The following is a 26,791-nucleotide window of genomic DNA, read 5'->3' on the forward strand; positions in this document are numbered from 1 at the left end:
ATTTCGCTATATATTATGCTTTAAGTAAAAATCGTTTCATGTCTATTAAATCACGCCAGCAAGCGCTTATTGAAGATTTTGAATTTTTTGATGACTGGTCAGATAAATATGCTTACTTGATTAGTTTAGGGAAAACATTGCCTGCTTTTCCAGAGGATAAAAAAAATCAGGCACATATGGTCAAAGGCTGTCAGTCTCAGGTATGGTTTGATGTTGAGATCAAAGAAGGGAAGCTTATCTTCTATGGTATAAGTGATGCTGCAATTGTCTCTGGATTAATTGGACTTTTGCTTAAAGTGTATAGTGATAGTGATGCAGATGAAATACTTGCATCCGATACAAGTTTTATGGATGAAATTGGTCTTTCTCAGCACTTGAGCCCAACTAGGAATAATGGTCTTTCTGCAATGATTAATTACATATATAAGGCGGCAAAAGACTATGCCGATGCGCAAGAAGCTTGATGTGATCGTTTGCCGTTCGGGGAAAAAAGGGCAAACATTAGCAGAAGATTTGATAGATAAAGGCATTTGTAGTGTGCATCTGCCAACTTTTATGATTCAGTCAAAATCATTTGTGAGTCATCTTGATAGGTGTGAAATTACAGATATTATCTTTATTAGTGTTAATGCGGTGATACACTTTATCTCCAAGCTTGATGATCATGAAAAAGCAATATTGCAAACCGCAAAAATATGGTGTGTTGGCGAGGGTACAGCTAAAGTACTCAAACAATATGGCTTACTGGCGCATTATCCTAAAAAAGCAAATTCAGAGTCGCTTTTAGATTTGATTGAGAATGATATAAGACAAACTCAGCGCTTTTTTTTACTGGTCAAAGGAGAAGGTGGCAGGGATTTTTTGGAAACAGAATTAAAGCGCCACTATGCGTGTTTTACAGTCGCTTGCTATAGCCGCCAATATTGCTCTAAAGAGCACTTATTAAATATATTATCAGAACAAGGATATCAAATCTCTGATAGCTTGTTTCCGGAGTTAATACTCTTTAGCAGTTTTGATGGGTTAAAAGCTGCAATGCCAGTATTTGATTTTTATCCCAGTTGGAAGCAAAATAGTACTATTACCGTGACAAATGCGCGGATGCATGAGTGGGCAAAAGCGCAAGGGTTTGCGAAGTTAATCTTAATAGATAGTTATGACAATACAGCACTGATTGCACTGAGTGAAAAGATATTAGCAAAAGGAAAAATTTGATGGCAAATGATTCAAATGATGGCAAAGCGAAAAATGCAGAGGCTTCTGATAAAACCGCTATCGATGCACAGAAAAAGTATGAACAAAAAAATGCCACTGATAAAACGCATCAATCCGTGAAAGCTAAAAACAAGGCTCAAGGTAAAACTTTGGGTTTTGGCGTTATCTGGTCGATTATCGTTACCATTATCGCCCTTATTGCTATCTTGCTCTCTGGCTTTATGTGGTATAAAAATCATAATAGCGTTTTGCAGGCAAATAATGAAAAATTAGTTGCAACAACAGCATCCAACAATGAAAAAGTGTTGATGGCAGATGTTGATGCGCTTAAAAAAATGCAAGCTGAAACCAGCAAGCAAGTTGCAGCTCAGCTTCAAACCATCCAAAAACTAGCACAGCAAAACCATGAACTTAAGTCGTATATTGATGCCGAAGTATCAGGCGTGAATGCGAATCAAGCAGAGAATAATCAAAAACTAGCACAATTATCCAGAACCTATTTACAGCCAACAACCGAGCTCTCAAAACAAATCACCTTGCTTCACAAGCAAAGTGCACTCAATAACCTTTCATTAGGAAAAACAGCTTGGCAACTGTTAAAGGATAAAACGGCAACTTTATATTTCTTATCAAGCACTAAAAAATCGCTAGAGGGCATGCCAAATACAACAGCGCTTACCCTTGAGCTTGATAGATTAGCGCTTGCAATTAATAATGCACCGGATATTAACAACTCCCTTACTGCAATCAATGCGCTGAATGGATTAGTTGATGCGCTTTCACTCAAAGCGCCAATGGCTGAGAAATCTACAGCTAAAGTTAAAAGTAATGCGCCAGAGGGTTACCAAAGTGCACTGGCAAACTCATGGAAGGAAATTAAGTCGCTTATTAGTGTTCATCAAATAAGTGATGAAGACAAGGTAATGAATAGTTATCAGGCAAGGTTGAAAGTACAAGAGATTCTCTATCAGGAGCTAACACAGTTAAAAGAAGCTTTAATTTTGGGTGAAAGCGCTTCATTTAGTACGGCAAAATCATCGCTTAATCAGTTATTAGTCAAGTATTTTCAAAAAGATAACCAATGGGAAAACTGGCAAAAGACACTCTCTGAAGTTCAGTTTGTCGATGCAAATCAATTTGCGACACAGTTCACGCAGTTAACCAAAGCGATAACACAGAAAAATGCCTCTTCTGTTAGTTTGCAGCCAAAGAAAGTGAAAGTAGATGCATCTAAAGAGCAAGGACGTGTACAATGAGAAAGATACTATGGCTTATTTTCATTTGTGCACTTGCCGCTGTTATTGCACTTTGGGTGATTTTAAATCCAGCAGTAATTGGCATTTTTGCGCATGGTTATTTAATTAAACTGCCACTTTGGTTATTTATTATCGCAATTATTTTTGCACTTTTTGTTTTATGGGTGCTGCTTGGTTTTTGTAAAGCATTGATACTAACACCTAAAAATATGAAGCACTTTTTCAAACGATCAGGCGAAAAAAAGCAAAAAAAAGCGCTTTTACGACTAAGCGCAGCAAGTGTTGTTAAAGATGGTCAATATTTGTTGCAAAACTATCAAAGCGCATATGGGCAATCAGAGTTTGTGAGTGAGATAGCTCAGAGCATGCTCTTTAACGAGCTCTATACTAGGCAAGATTTCAAGATGATAGAGCAAAAGCTCAAAGAGGTTCGATCGCCTAAAGACAGCTTCTCTTATCATTTTTATCATGCGCTAATATTAACAAAGCTACATAAAAAGCACACTGAAGCATTGGCTATTTTTAAATCGCTTGTTAAATCCTATCCTGCAAGTGCGCTTTTACAAGAGCAAATCATTGAAATCATGCTGATAAAAAGAGATTTATCTGCTGCACTTAAGTTTGTCGTGGGTCATAAAAATAGCTTTGCAGATGAGCAATATAAAAAGGTGCTGTTAGAGATAGTTCTTTCTATTAGCAGTGAAAGCGAGCTTGTGGATGTGTGGAAAGAGCTTTCCAAAAAGGACAAAGAATCTCCCAAACTTATTGCTGCATATATGTTGAAGATGGCAAAAATAAAAGGGAAAGAAAAGGCGCTTGTGAGTCTTAAAAAATCACTGCAAAAAGTGTTTCATATTGAGCTTGTGAAGCTTTATTTAACACTTGACTCACAGAAAGAAAGCTATGATTTTATCAAACATGAATGGCAGAGACATCATACACATCAACCAAATCTGCTGTTATTGATTTTGCCATATGCACTTCAATATCAAGACTGGCAGTTCATTGATAAGTACTTATTATCTATTAATATTGAAAAGCTTGATGCCGTTGAAAAGGCAAGAATGACGCTAATCAATGCAGCATTAAGTGAGCATAAGTCGATGCATACACAGGCGATGCGACTCAAGGCGCAAGCTGAGAAACTATTATTAAATATCAAAGAGACAAGCTAATGCATGAACATATCTATATTAAACGTTGGTTTTTAAATAACCCACTTAGGAACTACAACTATCTTATTGTGAACCCTGAAAATAAACACTGCCTTATTGTTGATCCAACGATGGTGGAGCACTACACGCAGTATATTGATCAACATCAATTGATTCCTGAGGCGATTTTATTAACACATCATCATACTGATCATATTGCAGGTGTTGATAAGTTAGTTGAGAGATATAACTGTCCAAGCTATGGTAATTTTGATCACACACGAAAAGGGCAAATAACCCATAAAGTTCAAAACCATGAGAAGCTCCATTTTCAAACTGTTTCAGAGATTGAAGTAATCTTCTCTCCAGGACATATCAGTTCACATGTGTGCTTTTATCTACCAAAGGAAAAGGCGCTTTTTTGTGGGGATACTATATTTACAGCTGGTATTGGGCATGTGAATGACCCTAGTGCTGATATTGATGTGTTTTATCAGAGCATCCAGTACCTTAAAACCCTTCCGGGTGATACTAAACTGTATACAGCACATGACTATTTTGAGAAAAATCTTTCATTTGCAATGAGTATTGATCCTGATAATGCTAACTACCGAAAGTGGCACGATAAAGTAAAAGGCGTTTTAGCTGAGGATAAACCTGTTACAAGCATTCAAGATGAGCATGAAATGAATATATTTTTTCATGCAGACTCATCAGCGCTTAAAAATAGATTGAGCGAAAAGCAGAAACATCTCACCTCATCAGAGGCCGTTTTTTGCTATCTAAGAGCACAGAAAGATGTCTTCTAGTCGTGATACTGCCATTAGAGAATTATCCCAAAAATCGCACTATAATATCAGTGATTTATTAGCGATTATGCGCTGCATGCGTGATAAAGAGTCAGGCTGTGCTTGGACGCAGGGGCAAAGCTTTGACTCTTTAACAGTGCATACGCTGGAGGAGGCCTATGAGCTTGTCAATAGCATTGAGAATAAAGATTATGATGAGCTAAAAGGTGAACTTGGAGATTTATTAAACCAGATTATATTTTATGCTGAGATTGCTAAGGAAAATAAGCTATTTGATTTTGCGGATATTGTTGATTTTCTCAGTAAAAAGCTCATTGCAAGGCATCCTGATGTTTTTGCAGATGGAAAAGTAGATGATTATGATGCCCTTGAGAAACAGTGGCAGCTTCTTAAAAGAAAAGAGCGTGAAAAAAAAGCCCAAAAAAAGGCGAATGCGTCTTTAGATAATATGAGCATTCTAGAGGATATTGCCGAGAATTTACCAAGCTTGTCCTATGCGCAAAAGCTGCAAACAAGGGCACAAAGTGTTGGTTTTGATTGGAAAAATACAGCTGATGTCCTTCAGGTGTTAAAAGCTGAAATAACAGAGCTTGAAGAGGCGATTCAAGCAGGTAGTATAAAAGAGATGCATGAAGAGCTGGGTGATGTGATGTTTAGTTGTGTTAATCTATCACGTCACCTTAAAGCAGATGCAGAGCAGCTTCTTCGCCAAGCAAATGGCAAATTTAAACGCCGATTTATGGGCGTGGAGCGTGCCTTAAAAGAAAAAGGTATTGCAGTTGAAACAGCAGAGCCTGATCTGATGGAAGCACTGTGGGAATTACAAAAAGAGCATGAACGCCAAACAAAGGTTGAGTCATAGCGATGGAAAATCTGAACTATTTTACCTTTTTGAATAATCGACTTTCCATTCAGAAGTTTTTGAGTATTTGCCTTATCTTATTAATCACCTGCTCGATTTGTATCTTGGGGGTGTTTAACTACTATCAGATGAAGCGTCAAAATGAAGACTTGTTCCAAATGCAGATGGTAAATAGTGCCAATGCGCTCGATGCGCTTTTGGCTGCAGCGGTGAAAGACAGCTCACAAAAACAGCTTACAAATCTGCTACAGTCGAACTCCTTTGTGATGTTAGAGAACATTCGTGATAATCTAAAGCCTAAGGTTGCGCAATTTGATAATGTGTATAAAGACTCCTTTGCCTTTCAGGTGTATGACCGCACAACAGGAAATCTTCTGTTGCACTCTTCTGGCTCACCACGGCTTTTATATAGCAGGCTTGATAAAGATGATACATTTCAAAATATTACTATAAAGACTAAACATGGGGCAAAAACTTGGAATACCTTTAGTATTACAAGTCACTATAAGCCTTATCAAATTGTGGTGATGGTCAGCTCTGATTTCAAGCACCAGATGTTTTTAAATCTTTTTAGAAGTGCGCTTTGGGATTTGATTATTCTCTATATTTTCTTATTGCTTTCAATGTTTATTGTTGTGCAATTGGCCTTAAGGCCGCTTTCAGATATGCGCCGAGCGATCGCTGAGAAAAATCCAAGAAAGCTCGAACCCATTGCCGTTAAAACAGCACCTCCTGAGATTATTCCGCTTCTTAATCAGTTAAATATCTTATTTCGCAAATTTAATGATGTCTTAGAGCGAGAAAAGCGCTTTGCCGGTGATGCTGCACATGAGCTCAAAACACCGCTTGCAGCGCTAAAGACACAGGCTGAAATTGCACTTAATATGAGTGATATTGATGAGATTAAAGGCAAAATACGTAATATTATCGGTGGTGCAGATCGTTATTTTTATATTATTGATCAGCTATTAACATTAAGCCGCTTGGAGCCACAGCAAAATTTGCCCGATAGAAAATTCCTTAATATTAATACAGTTGCAGAAGATCAGCTTGCCAATTTAGCGATGCTTGCAATTGATAAGGAGATTGAACTTATCTTTATGCCAAGCAAGGAAGAGGCAAGCATTAATGGCAGTGAAGCGCTGTTAAGTGTGTTATTTCGTAACTTAATTGATAATGCCATTCGTTATACACCAAATGGTGGCAAGGTTAGTATTTATAGCTATGTTTCAGCAAAAGAGGTGATTGTTGAGGTGGTGGACACAGGCTCTGGTGTTGATGAAGATAAACTCAAGCGTATTTTCGATCGCTTCTATCGTCAAGCAGGATCTGGGCAATCAGGTAGTGGTCTTGGCTTATCTATCGTAAAGGAAATTGTGCGCTTGCATGATGGCTCTGTTGTTGCGCACAGGCCACAAAAACACTCAGGGCTTAGTGTTAAGTTGGTTTTTCCAAAAGTAGATTGATTGGAGTCTAATATTGCTCAGATCAATGACTTCCAATACATTGATAAACTCAAAGGTAGGCTAGATTTCCTTATTATCAAGACCAATATACAACTGATAATTGGCTTTGCCTTTTTCTTTTGCCTTGTACATTGCTTTATCTGCACGCTGTAAAAGATGATCAAGATCATCCCCTTCTCTGGCAAAAGCAATCCCAATGCTCACTGAAATACTGCGTGCCTCTTTGACTAGATCAATGGGCGTTTGCATGGCGGTTAAGAGATCTTCTGCTATCGTGATGACTTCATTATTTTCTTTACCGGTCAATAAAGCTGCAAATTCATCGCCACCTAAACGGGCAAAAAAGCCTCGACTACTCAAAAGAGAGGTATAGCGTCTACTTAACTCTTTTAGCACCATATCACCTGCTAAATGCCCCAATGTATCATTAATCATCTTGAAATTATCAATATCAATCATCAAAAGCGAGAGACGGGTACTTTTTTCAAAGGCATTGTTTAATATTTTTTCCCCTTCTTTTTCAAAGGCATGTCGATTGGGAAGAGCCGTTAAATAGTCTGTAAATGCCGCTTTTTTAAGTGCCTCATCCTGCTCTTTGATTTTACGTTTTAATTTTGCCTTTTCAAATGCATTAATAATAGCACGGGTAAGTGCTGCTTCACTCAATGAATCTTTAACAAGATAGTCAAGCGCACCAAGCTTGAGTGCTGTGACTGCAATTTTCTCATTGCCTTCTCCTGTAACCATAATAACCGTTGGTATACTACTACTACTACTTAATTGTTTCAGCACCTCAATGCCGTCAATATCTGGAAGCAGATAATCTAGTAAAATACAGTCACTTTTTTGGAGGATATCACTTTGAAGTGCGGCATTTCCACTGTCAAAATAATGAATTTCAATATTATCAAAGCTTTTTTTTAAAAATCGTTTTATGGTGAGATAGTCTTCATAGCTATCATCAATAACAGTAAGCTTATGGAGCATATTTAACCCTCTTTAGGCAGAATAATAATTTCAAACCAATACTCACGAAAGCGTTTCAATGCATCAATGAAGTGCTCTAAACTGACTGGTTTTTGCATATAGCTATTTGCCCCTAGCTGATAGCACATATCAATATCTTTTGGATCTGATGAGCTGGTTAAAACAACGACGGGAATTTTTTTAAGCTTATCATCAGATTTGATTTTTTTTAACACTTCCGTGCCATCTATTTTTGGCAGATTTAAATCGAGTAAAATCACATTGGGTGTCGGGTGAACACCCTCATTATCAAAAGGCGCTTCAGAGAAAAGATAGGCAAGCGCTTCAGCACCATCTTTAACACGGTGTAACTCATTGGCAAGTCCAGCTTTACTAAAAGCACGCTTGGTGGTGTAGTAGTCTTCTTCACTATCCTCTACTAGTAGGATAATAGGTTTTTTTTCATTTTGTTCCATTTAGCTTTCCTTGTTATCCACTGTGTCAAAAGTCTTCGCAATAGAAAAATAAAATATACTTCCTTTACCGGGCTTGGATGTTAGCCAAATCTCACCGCCATGGCGTTTGATGATTTTATCACTTATCGTCATCCCAGCACCCGTACCGCCGCCGTAGGCATCTTTAGCATGAAGGCGTTTAAAAATAGAGAATATTCTTTTGAAATCCTCCTTTTTAATGCCAATACCATTGTCTTCTACTGAGAAGGTGTAGCTATTGCTTGTTTCAGTATAGTCAATAGTAATGATCTTTTGATCATTATCGTTATACTTAATGCCATTGGTGATAAAATTCTGGAAGACCTCGCCAATTCTGACTTTATCACAATTAAGTATAGGCAGTGGCTTTTTAATAATGACCTTTGCTTGGTTTTCCTCTAAAAACGGCTGTAAAAGCACAAGTTTATCATTGAGAATTTGATTGAGATCATATAGCTGCATTGCAAAATCAACACGTCCCACCCTTGAGAAGCTTAAAAGATCATTAATTAAAGCTTCCATTCGTTTGGCAAGCTTGCTTAGGGTCTTAAGCTGCATTTTGCCCTCGTTATCAAGCTTATCTTCATAATCCTCTAATAAGAAGCTTGAGAAGTTGGCAATGCCGCGAAGTGGCTCTTTTAAATCATGCGAGGCGATATAAGCGAAATCATCCAACTCTTTGTTGGATTGCTCTAGTGATTGATTCAATTTTCGAAGGTGTTTGTTTTGCTTTAAAGAGTGTTGCCAGCTTAATATTGTGACAAGAATTAAAATAATGATAAGCATGCCAATGCTGAAATATAGTAGTGATAAAAAGAGTCCAAAGTGTATAGAGGGTGCTTTATCAAACAGAGTTACCTCAAAAGGTTGATCCAATAGCACCGCGCTTTGTGTATAGTTTAACTGATCTTTAAAGGCTATAAGCCTAGGACTTTTATAGATAGTATTTTGCAGTGAGGTGATAGAAGCATAATAAGAAGAAAAAAGATTGCCTTCAAAGATGTTTTGCATCATGGGCTTGGTATTAAATATAGCAAGTGCTTGGGTATGAGTGTCCTGTATGCATAATAAGGCACCACTAAAAGCAATTTTAGTATCACTTGAGCCCCTTTTGAGTTGAAGTGCATCAAGACAGTTGGCAATAGGCTTGTTTAGGCTTTGTTGTGTGATTTTTTGCTGTGGATTTATATAGTTACTCAGAGTACTATTTGTGATGTTGGGTGTGCTGATAAGCTGTAAATTTTTATAATCAGTAAAATACTGCTCAATATCTTTCTCTAAAATACCGGGGCTGTTAGTAAGCAGCTTTAAGCGCACAAAAAAGCGCTTTGTCGCTTTGATATCTGAGCCTAAAAGGATGTTCATTTCATTTGCTGCATAGTATGCATTTTTTTGCATTGTCTTATAGTGTAGCTGCTGCTGGTTGATATAGATTATTTGCCATGTAAGCCCAAGTAGCACGAGCAATATCGAGGTAATCAAAGCAGGAATATGCGCTGATTGTAAGGAAAAAACGGCTTTTTTTGATATAAAATAACTAAGATTCTGTAAGCTCAATAATAATAGAATGATGGCCAGTGGCAAAAAGAAAATGCCGTTATTAAACTGGTATAATCTATTGACATCAAATATAACCCCAATGATTGCAAGGAGTGAGACAATAAAAACACTATAAAGCAGGATTAGTTGAATGATGTTAAAAAGAGTGTGCTTAAAGGCGCGTTTTAGTATAAAAAAGAGCCCCATAAAGAGACAAGCGATCTTTGCGCTAATAGAAAGCATGGTTTCATGAGTTGTGGAGAGCTCAAATACGTTATCAAACAAAAAATGAAAGTAGTGCTCTTGCAGAAAAAGTGCCACCGAGAAAAGCACTAAGAGCGCTCCAAGTAGTGCCGTGATATTTTTATAGTGCCTTGAGAAGATCATAAGCAGGCTTAGTACAACACCCAAAATAGCAATGTCAAAATGAAAGTGTTCAAGACCAAGTGCAATAGTGAAAAAAATTGAATGACTCAGCCAAGCAATAATTGCAACGAGGCTATATACTAGCGCTATGATGCCTAAAAAAATAAAGGCACTTTGAAGCTTGTTTTTCCCTTGTGTCATAGTGAGGCCTTTAAAAGTATTACTTTATCAGTATAGCGACTACATTAACTTTTGTTAGATGACTTTAATAAAGCAAGGTGTATCAATAGAGATGATACAAAATTTTCTTAGCTATACTTATGGAAAAGAGACCAAAGTGAATAGCCTAAAGGTGAGAGTATGCAGGGAAGAGGGATGAAAAAAATAAAAAGACTTTATTTATACACTTCATTATTCTTCATGTTATCACTTATTTGTGTTTATTTTGTCTTATTTATTCCTACATATACTGAGATAAAAGCGCAAAAATCAAAAGCGCTGAATTATACTCTACAGAGCACATCGCTTATTTTAAAGCATTATCTTAGCAGTATTACCAGCACATCAGCACAAATTGCCTCAAGAACAAAAGCCAAGGATTTAACAGAGAGTTATATAACACAGAAAAAGAGCATCAATGAGATAACGCCAATGCTAGAGAAAATTCTAACGGCAGCCTTAGATAGCAGTGAATCACTAAAAGGCATTACGCGTATTTCACAATCTGGACAACGTATTGTATCTGTCGGGCAAGCGATTCCCAACTTAAATCATTGGTATAAAAAGAGCAAAAATTTAGAGCACTCAAAAGTGCTGTCAGTCATCTATATGAGTGGAAAACGCTATTTACTGTTATATATGCCAATAAAAAATACGGCTTTTTCTCAGATAATGTCTAGCGATTTAGCGTTGTTTTCAGTTAGTCAGCTCTATGCTGAGCTAAAAAATATTGCCATACAAAGAGAAAGTACAATTGGTATTTATATGTCTAACGGAAAGATGAGCAGGTTGTATTCAACAGATGATAAGCTGTTTAATATTAAAGCGCCTAATATTAAACAGGGACGCCAAGGTGAAATAGAGAGCCAAGTCATTATGTTGGATAATCAAAGTTATATTTTAAGTCATCTTGCAATTAAAAATACGCCGTGGGTTTTAGTGACCCTTGTCTCATCAAGTACTATGTATGGTGAGCTGCAATGGATTTTTTATTTTAACGTTGTTGTTTTGATTGCTATCTTTTTGCTTTTTATCGCTGGGCTTTATGTGTTGTTTATTAAGGTAAATAAATAAAATGTAGTTATATAACTACATTGATGCTATAATCGATTATACGTAGAGCTTCACATAATTAGGTGTTGAGATGAGTATTACAACATTTACCAGTAGGGAGTTTAATCAAAGCCCAAATAAGGTGAAAAATGCAGCGCAAAATGGCGCAGTATTTATTACTGAAAGAGGGACAGTTTCACATGTTCTACTTACCTTAGAAGAGTATAATAAAATACATACAGATGAGCGCTCTATTGTCGATATGTTGACGATGCATGATGGATCTGAAATTGATTTTGAGCCACCCAAACTCTCTAAAGCTTTATTCCACCGAGATGAGTTGTAAGCATGTATGTTGTTGATACTAATGTTATCTCTGAACTTCGAAAGGCTGCTGTCAAAAAAGCAGATATAAACGTAGTAAAGTGGGCTAGTTCCGTGTCAGCCTCTGAGCTATTTGTTTCATCCATTAGTATTTTAGAGCTGGAAATTGGAATATTATCCAAACAAAGAAAAGATAAGCCTCAAGGCGATATTTTAAGAGCATGGATGGATAGTCATGTGATGCCAGCTTTTGCAGATCGCATATTGGCGTTTGATGCAAATGTAGCAAAAAAATGTGCAAGATTACACATTCCAGATCCAAAGTCAGATCGTGATGCTATGATAGGGGCAACAGCATTATTGCACGGCATGACATTGGTCACACGTGATATTGCAGATTTCAAGTGGATGAAACTCTCATGTATTAACCCGTGGGATGAACAGTAAAATAGTGATATACTCAGCGGATACACCCTAGTAATAACATTGTGATGAAAATATCAGGCTTTACTTTTTTACGAAACGCAGAAGAGCTTTGCTTTCCCTATATCCAGTCGATTAAATCCATTATTGATATATGTGATGAATTTATCATCGCGCTTGGTCAGTCACAAGATGATACAAAAGAAAAACTTCTCTCTTTAGCGCAAGAATATCCGCAAATTAAAATCATTTATACCATATGGAATGAGCATATGCAGGTAAAAGGCTATACCTATGCGCAGCAAAAGATGATTGCGCAGTTTGCCTGCACGGGCGATTGGCTATTTTACTTGGAAGGTGATGAGATGGTGCATGAAAAGGACTTAGCTAATATTAAAAAGGCGATGATTCAATATAAAGATGACCCTGAGGTAGAAGCGCTCGCTTTTCACTATTATCATTTTTATGGCAATACCAATACTTATTTGTCTTCTCCCACTTGGTATCGCTACGCACCAAGAGTTATTAAAGCAAGTGTAAGAAGTTATGCGCCAGATGGACTGTATTGGTTGGTGTTGGATCCGAAAAAGTCCAACCGTATTGCACGCTATCCCAAAGCGAAGCTTTTAGATTGCTATATGTATCATTACGGGTGGGTGAGACCTGAGTCAGCGATGAGTAAAAAAATCTCACAGGTCAATAAGCACTGGGGCAAAAAGGAAGGCTTTGATCAAAGCTATCGAGATATTGATGAGCGGATTCTAACCGAGTTTACGGGCGTCCACCCCAAGTTGATTGACGGCTTTTTCCCAAATGAAAAAGGGGTGTTTAAAGCAAATCCAGTGCATAAACTCACAAAAAAAGAAAAACGTCAGCGTTTTAAAATGAAGCTTGAGAAAGCCTTTGGTGTTGATTTAAGCCGCAGGCATTTCACTAAAGTTCGCTAGCTATCTTGCTGCTTTTCGCTTACACTTTGTCACATTAATCTTGTTCAATGATAAAAAGATGATAACTGAATTAGATTTAGGACAATATAGTAATTTTCGTGGTGTTGAAAGAGAAGCGCTAAGAGTGACTCAAGATGGTCAGATTGCAACTACGATGCACCCAAAATCGCTTGGCTCTAAGCTTGCGAATGATACCATTACCGTTGATTTTTCTGAAAGTCTTTTAGAGCTCATTACAAAGCCACATAATAGTATTGATAAGGCGCTCGATGAGCTTAAAAGTATTTCTGCCTTTTGTGCGCAAAATATTGCTAAAGATGAATATTTGTTAAATGCGAGTATGCCTGTCCCTACAGTGGAAAATGACATCAACATTGCTTATTTTGGCACTTCAAACTCAGGAAAGATGAAAGAGATCTATAGGCGTGGACTGGCTGTAAGATATGGCAAGATCATGCAGGCAATTGCCGGTGTGCATTATAATTTTTCCTTTGATACAAGCCTGTTAAATCTATTAGGCACACAAACTGGGCTAAATCAGAACCAACTTTATTTCTCAGTCATTAATCACTACTTTGAAGCCATGTGGCTTATTCCATACCTATTTGGCGCCTCACCTATTTGTGCTAAAAGTTCAGTTAAGGAAAAGCCTGCGTATTTACAAGATTTTGATGCAGAACATTATATTGGTGAATATGCGACCAGTCTTAGAATGAGTGATTTAGGCTATCAAAGCCCAGCGCAAAGTGATCTATATATCTCATATAAAGATGTCTCAAGCTATGTGCATGGTTTGATTCAAGCAACAGATACACCGTATCAGGCTTTTGTTGATTTAGGTCTTTATAATGTAAAAGGTGATCTACAGCAGCTTAATACCAGTATCTTGCAAATCGAAAATGAGTATTACAGCAGTATCAGGCCAAAGCAGATTGCCAAAAGGGGGCAAAGACCTGCCTGTGCGCTTTTGCAAAGTGGGGTGCGATATTTGGAAGTGCGCCTTATTGATATTAATCCATTTACACCTCTAGGTGTTGATAAAAATACAGCAGTCTTTATAGAGCTTATGTTAATGAGTGCACTACTAAAGCCTGTGAAAGTGTATCATCGTGATGCTACTTTAAGGTATCAAAATAATCTTCGCCAAGTGATTCAATTTGGTCGGAAGCCTGGTCTTCAACTATTGGATGAGGATGTGCGTAATATCACACTTAAAAGCTATGGCTATCGTTTGTTGGATGAGATGCAAAAGACGGCACTTTTCATGGGTGAAAATTATACAAATGCTTTGGAAGATGCTTATAAGAAGCTTGATAATATTGATAAAACACCCTCTAGTCAAATGATTGAGACCTCTCAAAGTAGAGGATATCTTACAAGTATTTTAGATTTGTCTAAAAAACACCACCTTGAAATGCTAAACCATACGCTTGATCAAGCCGAGCAAACTAAGTTTACTAAGCAGGTAGAGGCGTCTTTAAAAAACCAAAGTATACTTGAGCATAGTGATACTTGTGATATTCAATCGTATATTCAGGCGTATTACAACTCTGCAGGTTGCGATAGTAAATAGGATATTTACAATTTCTTGCTGATCCTACTTGAATTTAAAAGCAAATAAGCGATGATAATGAGCTAATATATTTACAAATATCAGGTGATTATCATGCAAAATTTTGAGTATTATAACCCAACTCGCATTTACTTTGGCACAGGTGAAATTGCAAAATTAGAAAATGCAGTACCGAAAGACAAACGTGTTCTTATTATTTACGGTGGCGGTAGTATTAAGAATAATGGTGTCTATGATGAAGTGTTGTCGGCGCTATCAAATCATGATACACATGACTTTTCAGGGATTGAGCCAAATCCTGAATATGAAACGTGCATGAAGGCAGTTAAGTACATTCAAGCAAACAATATTGATTTTGTGGTTGCTGTGGGTGGTGGTTCAGTGATTGATGCGACAAAATTCATTGTTGCAGCAGCTTATTTTGAGGGTGAGCCTTGGGATATTTTGACAAAAGGAGCTGAAATCAAAAAAGCTTTGCCATTTGGCTGCGTTTTAACATTGCCAGCAACAGGTTCAGAAATGAATATCAACTCAGTTATTTCAAGACGAGAGTTTAATAAAAAGCTTCCGTTTGCTAACGAAAAAGTATTCCCACAGTTTTCAATTCTTGATCCAGAAACAACCTATACACTTCCATCAAGACAGGTTGCAAATGGTGTGGTGGATGCATTTGTTCATGTGATTGAGCAGTATCTAACCTATCCGCAAGATGCGCCACTTCAAGATCGATTTGCAGAGGGTATTTTGCAAACGCTTATTGAAGAAGGAGAGAAAGTCTTAGCAAAGCCTGATGATTATAATGTACGTGCAAATATTATGTGGTGCGCAACTTTGGCATTAAATACGCTTATCTCAAAAGGAGTTAAAAGTGATTGGGCTACGCATATGATTGGTCATGAATTAACGGCAATTTTTGGCCTTGATCATGCACAGACTTTAGCAATTATTCTGCCAAGCGTGATGAATTATAAGCGCGATAAGAAGGCCAAAAAGCTTTCTCAATATGCCGAGCGTGTATGGCAGGCGGATAAAAACCTATCACAAGATGAGAAAATTGACTTCGCAATTGCGAAAACACGTCAGTTTTTTGAAACGATGGGCAATCATACTTATTTAAAAGCCTATGATATTGATCAATCCAAGTTGCCACTTGTGCTTGAAAACTTACAAGATAACAATATGGTTTCACTGGGTGAACACCAAGATATTACATTAGAAGACAGCCAAAAAATTATTGAAATGAGCTATGATCATTAGTTGATAATTGATTGATTACTTTATGCTAAACTGGAAGGCGGTTAAGGTTACTGCCAGTTATTTTATACTGTATGTGATCATTGCATCTTTGGCTGCATGGGTGCCTTTTATGTTGTTTGGTATTATATTTGGCGGCATATCCATCATTCTGGCGGCAATGACTATGGCGGTTTTAAGAGCAATTGATTTTATCAATGATCAAAAGAAAAAAATTGGCATTAAAAAGTTTCTTATTGCCATGATCCTACTGTTATGTATCGATGTTGTATGGTTTTTCTTGTATGGACTATGGGCTTAATTCTTTTTTATGTAGAGCGCTTATGCTTATAAAGTTGTAATACTAATCACTTTCGTGATTGGATTAAATGTTTAAAAGGTATTGAAAATAATAATAGTTATCATTATTATAACTAGCCTTGTTATCAATCTTTATCTTAAATATGTTTAAAATAAAAACGATTTTCATAGCGGCATTTTTTTGCCTTTTTAGTATTTATCATGCAGTAGCACTAGAAACTCAACATCAAAATTTAGCACATAAACGTGTTGTTGTGTTAGAGTTTGGTCTTCTAGATAGCTTGATGATATTAGGAATTAAGCCTGTGGCGATTGCTGGCAATCATGTGGGTGAGGGCACTATTCCCGGTTATTTAAAAGATGTTGTAGCCAAAAGCCAAAGTGTTGGCACAAGACAAAATCCAAGTTTAACTGCGATTGCGGCTTTAAAGCCAGATGTTATTCTAGCAGATACAACCTTTCATAGCGGAGTGATTCCTGAGCTTAAAAAAATTGCGCCTGTCATCGCTTTAAATAGCATGATGGCAACACCAAAAGAGCAAATGGAAAACCTAATGGTGCTGGCAAAGTATTTCCATCAAGAGGGCAAAGCCAAAATAGCAATTGAACAATTTAATCAAGAATATCAAGAGCTTGTGATCAAAGGCAAAGCGCATAAAGCAACTGTTCTTATGGGTTATGTCACGCCAACAGGAATGTTCCGTGCTTTGTCGCACAACTCTGTTGCAACGGTTATTCTCAAAGAAATATCAAAAGAAAATTTGATTTTACAAAGCTCTTCCCACCAGCGTGTTGAAATGACACCAGAGGCTGTGCTTGCTAAAAACCCACAAGCGATTGTTATTCTTGTCACTGATGGGGATTATAAAACCCTTAAAAAACTCACCAATAATCCACTTTGGAAAAATCTTCAGGCAGTAAAAAATAATAAAGTATATTTTATGTCTCGTGATATTTGGGCGCAAACACATGGATTACAGGCCGATAAATTAGCACTAGAGCAAGCAAAAGATAGTGGGTTTTTAACTTTGTCGACTCCTGTGAAATTAAGCCAAAAAAGCATCATGATGTAATTTTGTCATGACAAAAATAAGCTTTCTAATACAAGTTCTAAAGTATTTTGAAATAAATACTTCCTGTGCTTATAAGTGCATTGAACATGCATAAAATTCAGTTAAGCAAAACAGGTTATTTGGCCTCTTTTGGCGCTATGTTGCTAGTGGTTCTTTTCATTTATTCGCTAAAATTAGGTGCAATTAATATATCACTTATGCCGTTATTTCAAGGCGTGCACTTAAGTGATTTGCAACGGATTATTTTGTTTGATGTCCATATGCCACGAGTGATTTCAGCGGCTATTATTGGTGCAGCATTAGCGATCAGCGGTCTTTTGGTACAAGTGGTGCTTAAAAATGACTTGGCAAGTCCAAGTTTGCTTGGGATCAGTCAAGGGGTGGCGTTAACAGATGTTATTTTATGGCTTTTTTTCTCGCACCTTGGTCAGTTTTATTATTTTGTGTTTTCTGTGTTAGGCGGACTTATAACAGCATTTTTGATATTTGGATTGACTGCAAAAGGCGTGATGTCAAAAACCAAACTGATCCTTGCAGGAATCGCAGTTAATACACTTTTATACGCACTGTCACACTTGTTGATTTTGCTTTTTCCGGATGAAGCACAAAGTGTCCTGTTTAATATTAACGGCTCTTTAATGGCAACCAACTGGCAAAGTGTGTTATATCTTCTTTCAGGTGTAACGCCTGTGATGATTATCTTAGTGTTTTTAACACATAAGCTTAATATTTTAAGCCTTTCTGATGAGGTGCAAAGTGCCCTTGGGGAGAATATACGCTTTTTGAAAGTAATTTTTATTCTCTTTGCAGTTATATTAAATGCCGTAGCTGTTAGTGTTTCAGGTCCAATATTTTTCTTTGGACTTCTTATCCCGCAAGGCTTGAGACTTATGGGGGTCCATTTGATAAAGGCAAGGTTTTACTTATGTTTGATTTTTGGTCCTATTGTCTTGATTGCAGCAGATAGTATTATTCGTTACTTTTTTAGCACAGATGAAGTGCCGATTGGGATTATTATCGGAATGATTTCAGCCCCTTTATTTATTCTTTTAGCACGAGTGTCAGCGAGGTGATAGATGAAAGAGAATAGAGCCTTTTTTTTGTTGCTTTTGTTTTTTATCGCGCTTCTTGGATTTGGTGTGTTCTTTTGGCTTTATTATATTTATAGTACAGTCCCTTTGTATTCACGCGCGCTTATTATCTATCAGTTTAATCTGCCTCGAATCCTTCTTGATATACTATGTGGTTCCCTATTTGCCTTAGCAGGCACTTTTTTGCAGGCGTGTATTAAAAACCCCTTGGGTTCACCAGAGGTGATGGGCATTTCAACAGCCTCTGTTTTATCCATTGCAATTGCGCTGTCGTTTGGATTTTCTCAGACACCAATTATTTTGATGTTATGTGCGTTTTTGGGTGCGTTAATAGCGATATTATGTGTGTTTTTATTTTCATATAAAAATGGCCATATTACGATTTTGCAATTGATTTTGATGGGTTCTGGCGTTGCTCTTTTTACCAAGGCAGTTTTACACTTTCTCACGCTAAATATGCCACCTGCAGTGACTTCGTTATTAACTATTATTGCCGGGTCAAGCTATGGTGCAAACTGGCATCTTTTGCATTATTTGTTGCCGATAGGCATTGTAAGCTTGATTATTGGCATTTGTTTTTCGTATAAAATAAAGTATCTGTATTTAGGGGATGTGTTATGCAAAAGCTTAGGAATTAACATCTTACGACTTCGCATTAGTTTATTATTATTGGTTGTGCTGTTAACTGCGCTTGCAAGTGCAGGTACGGGTAATTTAGGTTTTGTGGGTTTGGTTGCACCGAATATTGCAAGACTTTTGACTAAAAGGCAAATGCAGTGGATTTTACTATATGCCATTGTGTTAGGTGCGCTATTTGTACTTTTTGCTGATGCACTTAATGTGTTTGTTTTCTCGCCAACTGAAATTCCTGTTGGCCTTATTACCATTATTATTGGTACACCTTATTTTATTTGGTTATTAAGAAGAAGTGATACATAGATGATTCATATTCAAAATTTAGCATATGCTTATGGCAAAAAATTAATACTCCAAGACATTAGTGTTGAAATACCGGCAAATAAAATCACGGCCATCATTGGCACAAATGGATGTGGGAAATCAACGCTACTTAAAAATATTGCTAAGATACTCTCTTATCAAAAAGGCTGTATTCAGATTGATGGTGAGAAACTCACTGCAATGAGTCGAAAGCGCTTAGCAAAGAAAGTTGCCTTTTTACCGCAAAATCCCGAGGCGCCAGAAGGGCTTACGGTGCGAGAAATCGTTGAGTTGGGGCGCCACCCTTATCAAAGCTTCCTTTCGGGTAAAAGTGTCTCAGATGCCATGAAGGTGGAGCAGGCGCTTAAAGAAGTTAGTTTAACGGAGGAGCAAGATAAGCTTTTAAGTGCGCTATCAGGCGGACAAAAACAACGTGCTTGGCTTGCTATGACGCTGGCGCAAGATACGCCTATTTTGCTTCTAGATGAGCCAACGACCTTTTTGGATATCCAACACCAAAAACAATTGTTAGAGCTTCTTCACAGGTTGAATCAGAAATTAAATAAAACCATTGTTATGGTGCTTCATGACTTAAATCAGGTGAATCAGTTTGCTGATTATATTGTTGCGCTTAAGGCAGGAAAGCTCGTAACACAAGGGTATAAAGCAGATGTGATGAATAAAAGCACCATTTTACAGGTGTTTAATATCGAAGTGGATTTTTTGCATAATGCACAGGGAAAGTGTGATTATATTGCTGTGTGAAAAATAAAATGACGTGGTAGCTACGAGTGGACTTGAACCACCGACCCCAGCATTATGAATGCTGTGCTCTAACCAGCTGAGCTACGTAGCCACGACAGCTGTGAATTATCTTAGAGAGAGGAAATTTTGTCAATAGCTTTTTTAAAGCTTTCTGCAAGAATCATAGATTTTCATCAGCCAGTTGTGCAATAAATGCTGATTTTTGCGGTTATTGTGTCTATAATGTCGAGCTTATTGCTAAGGTGATGTTGCTCGGTTAGTAATAATGCTGATTTTGATGTGGTTAATGTCAAGATCGGATAGATGAATTTTAATTATAAAAGGTAATATAGGAATATCGTAATGTCTGACGGTAGAGATAAATTAAATGATTTTTCACTGTTAAAATCATTGGTAGGTGGAAAAAGCATTAAAGAGAAAACTGAGCGTATGCGAAAGGCGCATGCTGAGGCAAAAGAGCGTAATGCAAAAGCACCGCACGCCAAAAGAGCGAAAGCTGAGTCAACTGAGCAAAATGCTAAGCCTGCTACTCGACGTCATTCAAAGCACACGAAATCTACAAGACAAGAGCGTGTTAACCAGCAGCGGACACCTTTTCGTATGCCGCAATTTGGCCAAAAACAGCATGATGAGTTGGTGGTCGAATTGCCAGAAGAAGCTGCTGAAGCTGTGGTTATTAGCATTAACCCAGAAAAACAGCAATTTAAAGAAGAACAAAGACTTTTTAAATGGCTATGTCAACGATTTCCAAAGTGCTTTAATCCAAAAGATAAACGTCCACTTAAAATTGGCATAAGCCAAGATATTGAAGTGATTTACCAAAATGAGCACTTTGCTCCGGTGGATCAGTATATATTGCGCAATGTTTTAAAGCGTTATGTTGGGGATACACGCTATCAACGTGCGGTATTAGAACATAAAATGCGTTTTAATTTGCAAGGCATGCCCGTTGAGGACTATGCAGAGGAGCACATCTCTTATGCCAAACAGCGCTTAGAAGAAATTGCTGAAAAGGCTGAACTTAGGGCGCAAGGCATTGATATTAAAGAATATTATCAGAAAAAACGCGAGCAAGAGCGTTTAGAGAAAGAGGCCGAGCTTAAGTCAAAAGAAGAAGGCGATGACAATACTTCAAAGACGAGTGAGTCAACTGACACAACAAGCGAAGAGAAAGCTCTGGATGTTACAAATACAACGAGTGATGCTTCTATTGATGATAAGGCTGATAAAGCGGATAAGGAATAATCCATGTCACTTGAAAGTCATATTAATAAGCGAAAAACATTCGCTATTATTTCTCACCCAGATGCTGGAAAGACAACCATCACAGAGAAAATGCTTCTTTTTGGGAATCTAATTCAGTTGGCTGGAACCGTAAAGGGTAAAAAATCAGGTAGGCATGCTACTTCTGATTGGATGGAGATGGAAAAGCAGCGCGGTATCTCCATTACAACCTCTGTAATGCAGTTCCCTTATGGGGGGAATGTTATCAACCTTTTAGATACCCCAGGACACGAGGATTTCTCAGAAGATACCTATCGCACACTAACAGCAGTGGATTCAGCCTTAATGGTGATCGATGGTGTGAAAGGGGTCGAGCAAAGAACCATTAAGTTAATGGAGGTTTGCCGCCTTAGAACAACGCCAATTTTAACCTTTATCAATAAGTTTGATCGTGACACACGTGATCCAATGGAGCTTATGGATGAAGTTGAAGAGGTCTTAAACATAAAATGTGCGCCAATGACTTGGCCGATCGCCTCTGGAAAGTCCTTTAAAGGTGTATATCATCTCTATGAAGATAAAACTATTTTATTTGAAACCGGTCATGGTCACCATATTCACGATTATGAAGTGATCGAAGGTTTGGGCAACCCAGTATTGGATGAGAAAATTGGCTACCTTGCTGAGGAGCTTCGCGAGGAAGTGGAGCTTGTGAAAGGGGCAAGTCATGAGTTTGATTTAGAGGCGTATAACAAAGGAGAGTTGACGCCTGTCTTTTTTGGTACGGCGCTCAGTAATTTTGGTATTAAAGAAATGCTCGATGCATTTGCTAAATACGCTCCAGCGCCACAAGCACGTGAGACCAAAGAGAGAATGGTCGAACCAAATGAGAATAATTTAACAGGCTTTGTGTTTAAAATTCAGGCAAATATGGATCCGCAACATCGTGATCGTATTGCCTTTTTTCGATTGTGCTCAGGTGAGTATAAAAAGGGAATGAAGCTTTATCATGTGCGCTCAGGTAAGCAAATGCAAGTTTCTAATGCGCTGATGTTCAAAGCTGGAGAGCGCGAGCATTTGGAAGAGGCTTACTCTGGTGATATCATTGGGCTTCACAATCACGGCACAATCCAGATAGGTGATGTGTTTACACTTGGAGAAAAGCTTAAATACACAGGTATTCCAAATTTTGCGCCAGAGCTTTTTAAACGTGTCCGTCTACAGGATCCGCTTAAAATGAAAGCACTCTTAAAAGGGCTTATTCAGCTATCAGAAGAAGGTGCAACGCAAGTTTTCAGGCCACTTAATAGTAATGATTTAATTCTAGGGGCAATTGGGGTGCTACAGTTTGATGTTGTGGCGCAGCGTCTAGAGACAGAATACGGCGTGAAATGCTCTTATGAAGCAGTTAATGTAGTCGCCTCAAGATGGGTTGAGTGTGATGACAAGAAAAAGCTTGAGCTATTTAGCAAAAAATACCATGACAACCTTGCCTTAGATGGCGGGGATCATCTAACTTATCTAGCGGCAACACGGGTGAACTTGCAATTAGCAGAGGAGCGAAACCCTGATATTCGCTTTCTCGCGACCAGAGAGCACTAAATCCTACCCAACCTACCAGCATCCGCTCGGTGTTTTAGTAATGCTTGCATTATTTGACACAAGCACAAGTGGTGTGCAGGCGCTATCTGCTGTTTGTGTGCCAGTGGCAGTTGCCGTGATTTGAAATCCGGTGGCATTGGCAGGATTCGTTGTGACGCTACCACCAGTATCCAACATGACCAAAGTTAAAGTGTAAAACCCTTCTTGTGAGGCGGTTCCATTATCCCAGACATTAGATAAAGTATTGGTATAAGCGCCATTATTAAGCATATATTCTTCTTCATTAAGCGCGATTGTACTGGCAGCTTGAATACCGTCTGCGCGGTGAGCACGCAAGATATAAGACTGATAAGTCGGAATTGCAATTGCCGTGACAATTGCAATAACAGCGATAACAATCAACAGCTCAATAAGAGAAAAGCCAAGCTGTTTGAATAGCGATCGGTTTCTTTTTTGTGGATTTAACATCAGCTGTTTTCTAATCAGTGCCGGTTTGTTTATAGTATAGTGAGGATGTCTGCAATTGACATAGAGAAATTTACTGTGCGCCGTACCCATTTGCCAAAGGGATTGTTACAATAGCGCAAAGTTTTCGGGTTGGATTCATAAAGAGGTTAGAAATGGATAGAAATTTGGCATTGGAAAGTGTGCGTGTTACAGAGGCTGCGGCATTATCTGCTTGGCTGCAAATGGGGCGAGGTGATGAGAAGGCGGCTGATCAGGTGGCAGTTGATGCAATGAGAAAAGCATTAAATGCTCTGAACATTGAGGGCACTGTTGTTATCGGTGAAGGTGAGCGCGATGAAGCGCCAATGCTATATATCGGTGAGAAAGTGGGCAAAGGTGGTCCAAAGGTTGATATTGCACTTGATCCACTTGAAGGCACAACCATCACCGCAAAAGGTGGTCCAAATGCATTGGCTGTTATTGCAATGGCGGAAGATGGTGGATTTTTAAATGCTCCAGATGTTTATATGGAAAAAATTGCTGTTGGTGGGCACGGGATTCCAGAGGGAATTCTTAATATCAATGATCCAGTGGAAGCGAATTTAGCTCGCCTTGCTGCGCATAAAGGTGTGCCGGTTGAAGCTTTGGTTGTATGCATTTTAGATCGACCTCGCCATGAAGATATTATTAAAGCTGTGAGAAAGGCAGGGGCAAGAATTGCGCTTATTGGTGATGGTGATGTCTCTGCAGTGATTGCAACCGCGCAAGAAGACTCAGGTATTGATATGTATATTGGTACAGGTGGTGCACCGGAGGGTGTGCTCGCTGCTGCTGCCCTTCGTTGTCTTGGTGGCCAGATGCAAGGCAGGCTAATTTTTAGAAATGATGCTGAAAAAGCGCGTGCTAAAAAATGGGGTATCGATGATTTAAATAAGGTCTATCATCTAAAAGATCTAGCCAGTGGTAATGTGCTATTTGCAGCAACAGGAGTGACAGATGGGCAAATGCTAAAGGGCGTTAAACGCTCAGGGAAGTTTGCAAAAACACACAGTATGGTGATGCGTTCCATTTCAGGCACAGTAAGGCATATTGAAGCGGAACATAATTTCAACTTTAAAAGTGGCTTTGAATATCTAGGATAAATCCACTTCTATACCACTCGCTAATCATTTTGCGGTGTTTAATGTTGAAGAAGTTTTTGATAGTTTTGAGTCATTGGGTTGCAGGTAATAGCTCGGACTATTAGCAATATCTGATGACTCAAAAGAACAAGAAATTCAATGGCAGAAATGGGGTAAAATGGTTTGCGGGTGGTATATATTATTTGTCTATAGCAAAATTAAGGTTATACTCAGCGCTGTATATTAAATGGCCTTGGAGAGTATGGTTGGTTTTGCGTGTTAGCTCTTTTTTCATCTTTGTTTATTTACTGTTGTTTGCAGCTGCCGCTCAAAGTGCAGCGAATCAGCAAGCCTTTAATTTTAATCATTTAGATTTACTGAAAGCGCCATCTCAATCTGTAAGTGAGCTTACAATGACCGTAACAAAAAAGAAAGCTCAGCTCATAGTCACCTGGGAAATTCCAAAGGGGCAGTATCTATATCGTGATAAGATCTTTGTAAAAGGAGTTGATGCACCTGATTTGACAGTAGGAGATATTGTTTTTCCTCCAGCACTTGCCCACCCTGTTGATAATGAGGCGGTGTATCAAAATATACTGCAAATTACGGTGCCATTAAGTGGTACACTTCTAGAGGAAAGCAAACTTCAAATTGGTTATCAAGGGTGCACGAATAACATTTGCTTTTTACCGCAAGTTAAAACAGTTTCCTTAGATGAAAGTGTTCTACCTGTTAGCGGTCTGCCTTTTAATTGGCTTGGCATTTTAGCCTTATTGGGTATTGGGATTTTGCTTGCATTTACACCTTGCGTGCTACCAATGGTGCCTATCATTACTGCTATTGTAATGGGGAAAAGCACATCGAGAACACATGGCGTTTTGTTGGCAATAAGCTATGTGCTGGGCATGGCTCTTATGTATTCACTTTTGGGTGTTATTATTAGTACCGTTGGACTTTCTTTTCAGCTGTTCTTTCAACAAGGCTGGGTGATTTATTTAATGGCCTTAGTTTTTATACTCCTTGCATTATCAATGTTTGGCCTTTTTCAGCTGGCGCTGCCAAGTGGGATAACTCAGAAGCTACATTATCTGCAATCTAAATTACAAACAGGCTCCGTTGTCGCAAGCTTCTTAATGGGGGTGCTTGCAAGTTTGGTTTTATCACCTTGTACCTCTGCACCACTTATTGCCGTTTTGGGGACAATGGCACAAACAGGCGATGTGCTTTATGGTGCACTGTCGTTATTTGCGTTAGGTATTGGCATGGGGGTCCCGCTTATTTTTATTGCGCTTGGGCTTAATCGTTTTGTGCCAAGATCAGGCGCATGGATGAATGAGGTAAAAGTATTTTTTGGCATGGCAATGCTTGCAATGGCAATTTATATTCTCTCAAGAGTGATTCTCTCATCTACTGTTATCTATATTCTATCACTAATCCTAATTGCCGCTTATATTCTATATTTTGTTTTGCTATCAACTTTGTCAGACAAATTAAAACGTGCTCATAAGCTTTATTTAATTCTTATTACTTTGATTCTTTTTATAGCTGCAATGAGCGTCTTATTAACAAAATCGCTTACAGATAATCATGCTCAGAGTTTAAATGCGGGTAATATTACAACGGTGTACAGTATTAGTGAGCTAGATAAAGCAAAGTTATATGCCCAAAAGAAGCATCAATATATCCTTGTTGATTACTATGCAAGCTGGTGTACAAATTGCGTTGCATTAAAGGAAGTTCTAACAAGCAGGGAAATGACAGCTTTTTTTGCAAATAAGAATATTAAAGTCATTGAGGTGAATGTGACAGATTATGATGAGCAAAGTAAAGCGCTCCTAAATAAGGCAAAAGTTTTAGGTCTGCCAACACTAAGGCTTATTTCCAGTAAAGATAATGCTGAGTTAGTACGCCTCTCAGGAAAGCTAGCTAAAGATGAGCTTAAGGGGAAGATTACTGCTCATATGAAGTAATATTGCCTTATTTGTGAACATAGTTGTAGCGAGAATGTTCTATTTAAAATAATTTCTAAAAAAGTTGTTTAAAGGGGTTGCTGAGTTGGGATTGATGTGTATAATAGCCCCTCGTTGCCAGCGAGAATGGTTGCTGGGATAAGATGTTTAAAGAGATAGAAATTGTAGATACTTGAATACTTTGAGGATTAAGTAATTGCGAGGTTATGTTAGTTTATGCTGATATAATCTTAAGGATATAAACTGAAGAGTTTGATCCTGGCTCAGATTGAACGCTGGTGGTATGCTTAACACATGCAAGTCGAACGGACTTGTTAACCTGCTTGCAGGTTAACGGTT

General features: G+C 38.1%; 26 protein-coding genes, 1 tRNA gene and 1 rRNA gene. 23 read left to right on the forward strand and 5 right to left on the reverse strand.

What is annotated here, in order from left to right; genetic code table 11:
• Positions 1-38: 38 nt before the first annotated feature.
• The 7 genes from A37Q_RS0112880 to A37Q_RS0112910 are packed head-to-tail and all read left to right on the forward strand — an operon-like array spanning position 39 to position 6,762.
• Complete coding sequence (locus A37Q_RS0112880; protein WP_018300699.1) at positions 39-464, forward strand: SufE family protein; 426 nt, start codon at positions 39-41, stop codon at positions 462-464.
• Complete coding sequence (locus A37Q_RS16005) at positions 442-1,215, forward strand: uroporphyrinogen-III synthase (RefSeq protein WP_083907070.1); 774 nt, start codon at positions 442-444, stop codon at positions 1,213-1,215. Before A37Q_RS0112880 ends, A37Q_RS16005 begins: the two co-directional genes overlap by 23 nt.
• Positions 1,215-2,471 (forward strand): hypothetical protein, encoded by a 1,257-nt coding sequence (locus A37Q_RS0112890; RefSeq protein WP_018300701.1) that lies wholly within the window; start codon positions 1,215-1,217, stop codon positions 2,469-2,471. Before A37Q_RS16005 ends, A37Q_RS0112890 begins: the two co-directional genes overlap by 1 nt.
• The gene (locus A37Q_RS0112895; protein WP_018300702.1) at positions 2,468-3,646 is read left to right on the forward strand and encodes a heme biosynthesis HemY N-terminal domain-containing protein; all 1,179 of its coding nucleotides are present in this window, start codon (positions 2,468-2,470) and stop codon (positions 3,644-3,646) included. Before A37Q_RS0112890 ends, A37Q_RS0112895 begins: the two co-directional genes overlap by 4 nt.
• Complete coding sequence (gene gloB / locus A37Q_RS15530) at positions 3,646-4,434, forward strand: hydroxyacylglutathione hydrolase (RefSeq protein ID WP_018300703.1); 789 nt, start codon at positions 3,646-3,648, stop codon at positions 4,432-4,434. The genes A37Q_RS0112895 and gloB overlap by 1 nt, the downstream gene beginning before the upstream one ends.
• Positions 4,424-5,296, forward strand: coding sequence for a nucleoside triphosphate pyrophosphohydrolase (gene mazG, locus A37Q_RS0112905; protein ID WP_018300704.1), 873 nt, complete (start codon positions 4,424-4,426; stop codon positions 5,294-5,296). Before gloB ends, mazG begins: the two co-directional genes overlap by 11 nt.
• A gap of 2 nt (positions 5,297-5,298) precedes the next feature.
• Positions 5,299-6,762: an ATP-binding protein gene (locus A37Q_RS0112910; protein WP_018300705.1), complete on the forward strand. Its 1,464-nt coding sequence runs from the start codon at positions 5,299-5,301 to the stop codon at positions 6,760-6,762.
• 60 nt (positions 6,763-6,822) lie between these two features.
• Here A37Q_RS0112910 and A37Q_RS16010 read toward each other — a convergent pair whose 3' ends face one another.
• The 3 genes from A37Q_RS16010 to A37Q_RS0112925 are packed head-to-tail and all read right to left on the reverse strand — an operon-like array spanning position 6,823 to position 10,328.
• Positions 6,823-7,749: a GGDEF domain-containing response regulator gene (locus A37Q_RS16010; RefSeq protein WP_018300706.1), complete on the reverse strand. Its 927-nt coding sequence runs from the start codon at positions 7,747-7,749 to the stop codon at positions 6,823-6,825.
• A 2-nt stretch (positions 7,750-7,751) separates the two neighbouring features.
• Entirely contained in the window at positions 7,752-8,204 is a 453-nt protein-coding gene (locus A37Q_RS0112920; protein WP_018300707.1) for a response regulator, read from the reverse strand.
• Entirely contained in the window at positions 8,205-10,328 is a 2,124-nt protein-coding gene (locus A37Q_RS0112925) for a sensor histidine kinase (protein WP_018300708.1), read from the reverse strand. It lies immediately after the preceding gene.
• 174 nt (positions 10,329-10,502) lie between these two features.
• On the opposite strand from A37Q_RS0112925, the gene A37Q_RS0112930 reads away from it, so the two are divergent.
• The 11 genes from A37Q_RS0112930 (at position 10,503) to A37Q_RS0112980 (ending at position 20,088) form a co-directional block, all read left to right on the forward strand.
• Positions 10,503-11,420, forward strand: a complete 918-nt coding sequence (locus A37Q_RS0112930; RefSeq protein WP_154648703.1) for a cache domain-containing protein — start codon at positions 10,503-10,505, stop codon at positions 11,418-11,420.
• Positions 11,421-11,490: 70 nt separating this feature from the next.
• Positions 11,491-11,745, forward strand: coding sequence for a type II toxin-antitoxin system Phd/YefM family antitoxin (locus tag A37Q_RS0112935; RefSeq protein WP_018300710.1), 255 nt, complete (start codon positions 11,491-11,493; stop codon positions 11,743-11,745).
• A 2-nt stretch (positions 11,746-11,747) separates the two neighbouring features.
• Positions 11,748-12,170 carry a type II toxin-antitoxin system VapC family toxin gene (locus A37Q_RS0112940; protein WP_018300711.1) on the forward strand — a complete coding sequence of 141 codons (423 nt, stop codon included), beginning with the start codon at positions 11,748-11,750 and terminating at the stop codon, positions 12,168-12,170.
• Positions 12,171-12,214: 44 nt separating this feature from the next.
• On the forward strand, positions 12,215-13,093 hold the full coding sequence (locus A37Q_RS0112945) for a glycosyltransferase family 2 protein (RefSeq protein ID WP_018300712.1): 879 nt from the start codon (positions 12,215-12,217) through the stop codon (positions 13,091-13,093).
• Between the two features lie 58 nt (positions 13,094-13,151).
• Positions 13,152-14,666 carry a glutamate--cysteine ligase gene (gshA, locus tag A37Q_RS0112950; protein WP_018300713.1) on the forward strand — a complete coding sequence of 505 codons (1,515 nt, stop codon included), beginning with the start codon at positions 13,152-13,154 and terminating at the stop codon, positions 14,664-14,666.
• Between the two features lie 93 nt (positions 14,667-14,759).
• Positions 14,760-15,923, forward strand: a complete 1,164-nt coding sequence (locus A37Q_RS0112955) for an iron-containing alcohol dehydrogenase (RefSeq protein WP_018300714.1) — start codon at positions 14,760-14,762, stop codon at positions 15,921-15,923.
• A gap of 22 nt (positions 15,924-15,945) precedes the next feature.
• Positions 15,946-16,221 (forward strand): hypothetical protein, encoded by a 276-nt coding sequence (locus A37Q_RS0112960; RefSeq protein ID WP_018300715.1) that lies wholly within the window; start codon positions 15,946-15,948, stop codon positions 16,219-16,221.
• 142 nt (positions 16,222-16,363) lie between these two features.
• Positions 16,364-17,293, forward strand: coding sequence for an ABC transporter substrate-binding protein (locus A37Q_RS0112965; protein ID WP_018300716.1), 930 nt, complete (start codon positions 16,364-16,366; stop codon positions 17,291-17,293).
• An 86-nt stretch (positions 17,294-17,379) separates the two neighbouring features.
• The gene (locus A37Q_RS0112970; protein WP_018300717.1) at positions 17,380-18,366 is read left to right on the forward strand and encodes a FecCD family ABC transporter permease; all 987 of its coding nucleotides are present in this window, start codon (positions 17,380-17,382) and stop codon (positions 18,364-18,366) included.
• Positions 18,367-18,369: 3 nt separating this feature from the next.
• Positions 18,370-19,323, forward strand: coding sequence for a FecCD family ABC transporter permease (locus A37Q_RS0112975; protein WP_018300718.1), 954 nt, complete (start codon positions 18,370-18,372; stop codon positions 19,321-19,323).
• Positions 19,324-20,088, forward strand: a complete 765-nt coding sequence (locus A37Q_RS0112980; RefSeq protein ID WP_018300719.1) for an ABC transporter ATP-binding protein — start codon at positions 19,324-19,326, stop codon at positions 20,086-20,088.
• Positions 20,089-20,102: 14 nt separating this feature from the next.
• Here A37Q_RS0112980 and A37Q_RS0112985 read toward each other — a convergent pair.
• Positions 20,103-20,179: transfer RNA gene (locus tag A37Q_RS0112985), tRNA-Met, on the reverse strand.
• Between the two features lie 251 nt (positions 20,180-20,430).
• On the opposite strand from A37Q_RS0112985, the gene A37Q_RS15540 reads away from it, so the two are divergent.
• Complete coding sequence (locus tag A37Q_RS15540; protein ID WP_018300720.1) at positions 20,431-21,333, forward strand: ProQ/FINO family protein; 903 nt, start codon at positions 20,431-20,433, stop codon at positions 21,331-21,333.
• A 3-nt stretch (positions 21,334-21,336) separates the two neighbouring features.
• Positions 21,337-22,914 (forward strand): peptide chain release factor 3, encoded by a 1,578-nt coding sequence (locus A37Q_RS0112995; protein WP_018300721.1) that lies wholly within the window; start codon positions 21,337-21,339, stop codon positions 22,912-22,914.
• A gap of 12 nt (positions 22,915-22,926) precedes the next feature.
• On the opposite strand, the gene A37Q_RS0113000 is transcribed toward A37Q_RS0112995, so the two are convergent.
• A complete protein-coding gene (locus tag A37Q_RS0113000; RefSeq protein WP_018300722.1) occupies positions 22,927-23,382 on the reverse strand; it encodes a type IV pilin protein in 456 nt (151 codons plus the stop codon).
• 152 nt (positions 23,383-23,534) lie between these two features.
• On the opposite strand from A37Q_RS0113000, the gene glpX reads away from it, so the two are divergent.
• The 3 genes from glpX to A37Q_RS0113015 form a co-directional block, all read left to right on the forward strand.
• On the forward strand, positions 23,535-24,503 hold the full coding sequence (gene glpX / locus A37Q_RS0113005) for a class II fructose-bisphosphatase (RefSeq protein ID WP_018300723.1): 969 nt from the start codon (positions 23,535-23,537) through the stop codon (positions 24,501-24,503).
• A gap of 113 nt (positions 24,504-24,616) precedes the next feature.
• Positions 24,617-26,452: a protein-disulfide reductase DsbD gene (gene dsbD / locus A37Q_RS0113010; protein WP_018300724.1), complete on the forward strand. Its 1,836-nt coding sequence runs from the start codon at positions 24,617-24,619 to the stop codon at positions 26,450-26,452.
• 240 nt (positions 26,453-26,692) lie between these two features.
• Positions 26,693-26,791: ribosomal RNA gene (locus A37Q_RS0113015) — 16S ribosomal RNA — on the forward strand; the annotation flags it as partial.

Source organism: Fangia hongkongensis FSC776 = DSM 21703, from assembly GCF_000379445.1.
In the GTDB taxonomy this organism is placed as follows: Bacteria; Pseudomonadota; Gammaproteobacteria; order Francisellales; family Francisellaceae; genus Fangia; species Fangia hongkongensis.